This is a genomic window from uncultured Mucilaginibacter sp., from assembly GCF_903913935.1.
Lineage (GTDB): Bacteria > Bacteroidota > Bacteroidia > Sphingobacteriales > Sphingobacteriaceae > Mucilaginibacter.
In genome coordinates, this window is sequence record NZ_CAIWNH010000570.1 from 21,909 (window position 1) to 28,505 (window position 6,597).

Consider the following 6,597-nt stretch of genomic DNA (forward strand, 5'->3'; position numbering starts at 1 on the left):
AGCTACCCCATAAAATGCCAATGGCATTGCCAGCATTTGTATTTACGTAAAGTTAATTCAGATCTATTTACCAAAAATATACTAATAAGGAGTGTTTTCATTATCTAAATGCGTAATATATTTGTACTTTTTGACATATTTGACAACCACCGGCCTCCGGCTTTAAATGATACGGCCTGCGCAACTTTAATAAATACCTTACGACATCGCCCATCGATGAAAAATGGGGGTTTTTTATCACGACAGCCGGCTATTCAAAAATAGATTCCAACCAAACTTACCCCAACCACCGGGAGCATCCTGCAACCCATAACTTTTCGTGGAATAAAGGCCGGATACTGGATGATTATTACCTGGTTTATATCTCAAAAGGCCGGGGGATTTTTGAATCATCCGAAACAAAATCGTTTGAAATTACCGCCGGTACCTGTTTTTTCCTCTTCCCGGGCGTATGGCACAGGTATAAACCCGATCCGCAATCCGGATGGGAAGAGTATTGGGTTGGCTTTAAGGGTTACTACCCGGAATATTTAATGGGACAATATTTTTTCGACCGAAAAACCCCCTTTGTCCAAACCGGCTTAAATGAAGAGCTGCAGCGTTTATTCCACCAATTGCTTGAGTGTGTAAAAACTTCAGTCGCCGGGTATCACCAGGTAATAAGCGGCATCACCCTGCAAATGCTGGGTTTGGTAAACAGTATCTCGTTAAATGGCGGTGCCGGTAGTAGTACAACCGCCGGCCATATAGCAAAAGCCAAATTCAGAATGCGGGAAACTATTGAAAATCCTGTTGATATAGAGCGCCTGCTTGATGAGATCCCGATGAGTTATTCGGCATTCAGGCAGGCATTTAAAAAGGCTACCGGCTTATCGCCCAATCAATATTACCTCGATATCAGGCTTAATAAAGCTAAAGAGCTGCTCACCTCCACCTCGCTAACCATCAACGAGATCGCTTATCATACAGGTTTCGAGTCGATATTTTATTTCTCAAAACTATTTAAGAAGAAAAACGGGATTGCGCCAAGGGATTACAGAAACCACAGCCAGGTGAATATTTGATCAATCAATAAGCAATGTCGTTTGTTTAAGTTTCGCGGGCATGTTGAGATTGGCAAAACGGTGCAATAGCTGTAAAAGTGCTGACACAATTTTGTCACTGACAAAATTGTGCGGATCATAAATTATTGATAATAAGCATTGTAGCAGGTGTAGCGCGGTGTAGCACGTGTAGCGCTACACTACATTTGCAAAAGAGACCTGTAGATCTGTAGTGAAAAACGATTTTTAAAAATAAGTATCTACCTTAAGTAAACGACATTAAATCATTAATAAGAATAGCGCCTGCAGGATCACAAGTTTCAATATTTGCAGCTGTTTTATATTAAAATTTTGTGTTTATCAGCATACTTTTAAACAGTTTTTATTACCATATTTGAAATCTGATCCAGGTCAGGCAATTAAATATATAAACCAATTTTTATGCAAGAATTAGATCCTGCCGTACTAAAAAAGGTAAATTCATGGCTGCAAGGCAACTATGACGCTGATGTAAAACAACAAATCCAAAAAATGCTCGATGAGGGCGCTTATACAGAATTAACCGATTCGTTTTACCGCGATCTTGAGTTTGGAACCGGCGGACTTCGCGGAACCATGGGGCCCGGCAGCAACCGGATCAATAAATATACCATCGGCGCAGCCACACAGGGATTGGCCAATTATCTTAAAAAAACCTACCCGGGCGAGAAAATAAAGGTGGCCATCGCGCACGACAGCCGCAATAACGCCGACCTGTTCTCACGCATTACTGCCGAAGTTTTTTCGGCAAACGATATCCATGTTTATTTCTTTAAGGCCTTGCGCCCTACGCCCGAGCTTTCATTCGCGGTGAGGTTATTTGGCTGCAAAAGCGGTGTAATGTTAACGGCCTCGCATAACCCCAAAGAATATAATGGCTATAAAGCTTACGGCGAGGATGGCGGCCAGTTTGTGTTCCCCGCCGACAAAGCCGTGATGGACGAGGTGGCGAAGGTGAGTAGTGTTGATGATATAAAATTTACTCCCGTCGAATCAAATATCGAGGAAATAGGAGAGGAAGTTGACCAGCTTTACCTGGATAAGATCACTGCGCTTTCAGTATCTCCGGAAGCGATCAAACGCCAAAAAGACCTCAAGATCGTTTACTCGCCTATACATGGCACAGGCATCACCCTGGTACCGCAGGCATTAAAGCAGTTTGGCTTTGAAAATGTGTTCCTGGTTGAAGAACAGATCACCCCTGACGGTAACTTCCCGACAGTTATTTACCCCAACCCCGAAGAAAAAGAAGCATTGACACTGGCCCTTAAAAAAGCGCAGGAAGTAGATGCCGACCTGGTGCTGGCCACCGACCCGGACGCTGACCGCGTGGGTATAGCAGTAAAGAATACCAATAACGAATTTATATTGCTGAACGGCAACCAAACCGGCGCCATGCTGATCAATTACCTTTTAACTGCCTGGCAGGAAAAAGGGAAGCTAACAGGCAAGGAATATATTGTTAAAACGATTGTCACCACCAACCTGATTGAGGCAATCGCTAAAGCTAAAAACGTTAAATACTATAACACCTTAACCGGCTTTAAATATATTGGTGAACTGATGACCAAATTTGAAGGCAAGCAAACCTTTATAGGCGGCGGCGAAGAAAGCTACGGCTATTTAATAGGAGAGTTGGTGAGGGATAAGGATGCTGTAGTTTCCAGCGCCTTTATTGCTGAAATGACAGCTTATTATAAAGACAAAGGCAGCAGCCTTTTTGAGGCACTGATTGATACTTATATCGAATACGGTTTTTATAAAGAGAAACTGATCTCCATCACCAAAAAAGGAAAGACCGGTGCCGAAGAGATTAAAGAAATGATGGAGAAATTCCGTACCAACCCGCCAAAAACATTGGGTGGTTCGGCAGTGATCACTTTAAAGGATTACGAAAAAGGCATTGAAACCGATCTGGCTGCCGGAACTATTAGTAAGCTGGAATTGCCAGTTTCGGATGTGTTACAGTTTATTACCGCAGATGGCAGCATCATATCAGCGCGCCCATCAGGAACAGAGCCCAAGATCAAATTCTATTGCAGTGTGAATGGCAAATTGGCCAGTGCGGCAGCTTATGCTGAAACCGATAAACAACTGGATGCCAAGATAGATGGGATTATTAAGGACCTGGGGGTTTAAATAGCTTTTTGTTGAAAATTAACGGATCCCGGGCATATTGTCCGGGATTTGTTTTTTGGGCGATATGATTTCGGGCTTACTATAACTTATTTAAACTAATGTAAAAAGTAGTACCCTTACCCGGCTCAGATTTCAACGTAATGGTTCCGTTAAGCGCCTTTACCAACTCTTTTACGGTTGATAAGCCAATGCCTGAACCTTTTTTATTATAACGGTCGCTTATTTTTAACGTGAAGTTATTGTTGAATATCTTTTCGTGGTATTCCCTTGCTACACCAATGCCGTTATCCTCAATTTCAAAGTGGTAATTATCTTTATCTTCACTAAACCTGATATTGATAATGCCTTGTTCCTTATCGTTATAACGGATGGCATTAGTAAGTAAATTGATAAAGATCTGGTCTATTGCAATGGATGAAATGTTCAGTTGCCGGTTTTCAGTAGGTACCTGAATCGTGAAATTGTCCGGAACGTTAATCATGCTAATCACTTTTCGCATCATTTCCGGCAGGTTTACCGTTTGTTTTTGAGTTAAAAGCAACGAGGGCGATTTGGAATAAGCGATCATATCATCCAGTAAAGCCATTAAACATTTTGTTGAAGTAATATTCAGGTCGATCAGCCTTTCGCAACTTTTGTCATCTATTTTCTTCAGGCGCATCTGCAATGCCTGCGCCGTTAGTAAAATGCTGGTCATGGGGTTTTTAATATCATGAGCAGCCATGGCGGCGAATTTCTGGATAAACAGGTTCGAATCGATCAGCTCCTGGTGGATCTTTTCCAATGCTATCGCTTTTTTTCTCAATTCCAGTTTATCTACTACCTGTTTGGCAATGATTTTTAAAGCTGTGGTTTGTTCACTGGTCAGTTGTTTCTGATGCTGGTCTATCACACAAAGTGACCCTAATGCAAAACCGTCTTCGTTTACCAAGGGTACTCCTGCATAAAAAGTCATCCGCGTAGCGCCCGTAACCATTGGGTTTTTCGCAAAACGTTCATCCTGCCTGGCATCCTCTACAATCAAAATATCTAGTTCAGACACAATTGTGGTTGCGCAAATTGAAAGTTCAATCGGGGTTTCTGTTTCTGCTATCCCCATGCGTGATTTAAACCATTGTCGTTTATCATCAATTAAACTTATAAAAGCAATGGGGGTTTGGCAAATGGCGGAAGCCAGTACCGTCAGATCGTCAAAATCTTTTTCTTCGGCAGTATCTAAAATATTATATGACTTAACTGCCGCTAACCTGCCTTCTTCGTATGTAGTGGTTGAGGATGATAACATTAGATTTTATTGAAAGAGCAGTAATAGTCAGAAATTAAAGGTAATGTTTAAATACAGGTATTTATTTTTATTATTAATTAATAACGATTATTTTTTGTTACAAATTCATTTAATAGATAATTTAATTATTGTCTATTAGTTATTTATAACGCTTTATCCAGCTGCTGTTTGATTTTTGTAAGTAAAATGTCCAGGTCAAAGGGTTTTCCCAAAAAATCATCCGGTGCACCTTGTTGAGATAATGCTCTTTTAACGTCATAATGGCCCGATATAAGTATTATAGGCAAACTTTGCATTCCCTCTTGTTTTTTTATTTCCCTGCAGATCATCAGGCCGTCAAACCCGGCAAGCATCACATCCATTAAAACCAGGCCGGGATTAAATTCATTTATTGCTTCAATTACTTTTTCACCGCTTGACAGGGCTTTAACTTCATAACCGTTGTCCTCAAGGAGTATGGAAAGTGTTTCAAGTAAATTGGTATCATCATCAAGGATCAATATTTTCTGGCACATAGTCGGATTATAGATTGGCAGAGTTGCATAAAGCGGTGCCAAATTCAAATATTCGGTAGGAATCGTGGTAAGGTACACAATAAAAAACCCTGCTTTTGCATTTAAACTTTTAAATATTTTTTAAAATGGACAATCAGTCGTCCAAAATTGTATTTGCCGTATTTAATAAGTAATTATGTTTTTGAATGTGATTTTGCAACGCGCACCGAATTAAAATCAAACAAATGCCAACACCTAAAATAAACCGCCGTTCAGCCCTTCAATTAATAGGCGCCTCCGTAGGTGTGGCTGTAGCCGAAAAAGCAGGTGCCAGCCCACTTAAGGCCAACTTGCCTGCAAAGAACGCCTATATATTAGGTTTGAATATGGCTACCATCCGGGGCCATAAACTCGGTTTTGTAAAAGAGCTGGAAACAGCCGCCGCCGCAGGATTTCGGTCGGTGGAGATCTGGGCCGACTCGCTTCAGGAGTATTTAAGCCATGGCGGCAGTATCAGCGAAGCCAAAAAAAGGCTGGATGATCTGGGCCTGAAAGTAGAAGATCTGATCAGTTTTAACAAGTGGATCGTAGATGATGATGCCACCCGAAAAGATGGGCTGGAACAAATGAAACGCGATATGGAACGGATGGCTATCTTAGGCTGTAAACGCATTGCCGCTACAGCAGCGGGTAGCTCCAATACCTCAGTACCTAACCTTGATCTGGTTGCCGAACGTTATCGCACCCTTTTAGAAATAGGCGACCAAACCGGCGTAGTACCCCAGCTTGAAATGTGGGGCTTCCAGAAAAACATGAGCATTGTTGCCGACGTAATATACATAGCGATGAAAAGCGGGCACCCGTCTGCACGTGTTTTGCTGGATATATTTCATTTATACAAAGGCGGCACCTCTATTAAAACCTTTCCGCTTATGGACGCTAACGCTGCCGAGATCCTTCACATGAACGACTACCCGGCAGCGCTATCATCACTAGTAATTGAAGATAAAGACAGGATTTATCCCGGCGACGGCGTAGCACCGATAAAACAAACTTTGCAAATTCTTCTCAAAAACAGGAAAACACCCCTTGTCCTCTCCACCGAGGTGTTTAACCCGGCCTATTATGCACAGGATGCTTTGACTGTAGCAAAGACTGCTTTGGAGAAAATGAGAGCAATTATTGATAGTCTTTAATTGTTTTAAATGGCAGGTTATTAACGCGCTGTTAATAACTTGTTGTGCAATGTAAATACTAATACTTATATTTTTAAGAAATTAAACACCTATACGCCTGGATGAAATTATTGGAAGCTTTAAATTTGGAATTAAGCGAGCTTAATCTCGCGATCAGGAAATTGCTCCTGAACAAAAATAGCTTCAGTGAGGGACTTTCTGATAAGATAGCCGTGGTTACAACTATTTCCACACTTCGCGAACGCATTGTAACTATCCAGCGCCAAATAAGACAAATCACTGACGGCGACAAATATTAAGTTATTAAATAAATCAGAAATCTGTTTGACCCGTTGGACCGTGCCCCAATCTGGCCCTGTCTGCTTTGTTTTCTTCATGTGCCTGCGCTATATCATATTCCA

The 6,597-nt window shown here is 41.5% G+C and carries 6 protein-coding genes; 3 read left to right on the plus strand and 3 right to left on the minus strand.

The features are described 5' to 3' along the window. Positions 1-260: 260 nt before the first annotated feature. Both QZY09_RS23215 and QZY09_RS23220 read left to right on the plus strand, forming a co-directional pair. On the plus strand, positions 261-1,064 hold the full coding sequence (locus tag QZY09_RS23215) for an AraC family transcriptional regulator (RefSeq protein WP_367119264.1): 804 nt from the start codon (positions 261-263) through the stop codon (positions 1,062-1,064). 420 nt (positions 1,065-1,484) lie between these two features. Continuing rightward, a complete protein-coding gene (locus QZY09_RS23220) occupies positions 1,485-3,221 on the plus strand; it encodes a phospho-sugar mutase (RefSeq protein WP_295676706.1) in 1,737 nt (578 codons plus the stop codon). A gap of 79 nt (positions 3,222-3,300) precedes the next feature. Here QZY09_RS23220 and QZY09_RS23225 read toward each other — a convergent pair whose 3' ends face one another. Both QZY09_RS23225 and QZY09_RS23230 read right to left on the minus strand, forming a co-directional pair. Further along, positions 3,301-4,506 carry a GAF domain-containing sensor histidine kinase gene (locus QZY09_RS23225; protein WP_295676708.1) on the minus strand — a complete coding sequence of 402 codons (1,206 nt, stop codon included), beginning with the start codon at positions 4,504-4,506 and terminating at the stop codon, positions 3,301-3,303. Between the two features lie 143 nt (positions 4,507-4,649). Further along, positions 4,650-5,021, minus strand: coding sequence for a response regulator (locus QZY09_RS23230; protein ID WP_295676710.1), 372 nt, complete (start codon positions 5,019-5,021; stop codon positions 4,650-4,652). A gap of 224 nt (positions 5,022-5,245) precedes the next feature. On the opposite strand from QZY09_RS23230, the gene QZY09_RS23235 reads away from it, so the two are divergent. After that, positions 5,246-6,196 (plus strand): sugar phosphate isomerase/epimerase, encoded by a 951-nt coding sequence (locus QZY09_RS23235; RefSeq protein ID WP_295676713.1) that lies wholly within the window; start codon positions 5,246-5,248, stop codon positions 6,194-6,196. Between the two features lie 131 nt (positions 6,197-6,327). Here QZY09_RS23235 and QZY09_RS23240 read toward each other — a convergent pair whose 3' ends face one another. After that, the gene (locus tag QZY09_RS23240; protein ID WP_295676716.1) at positions 6,328-6,573 is read right to left on the minus strand and encodes a hypothetical protein; all 246 of its coding nucleotides are present in this window, start codon (positions 6,571-6,573) and stop codon (positions 6,328-6,330) included. Positions 6,574-6,597 lie beyond the last annotated feature (24 nt).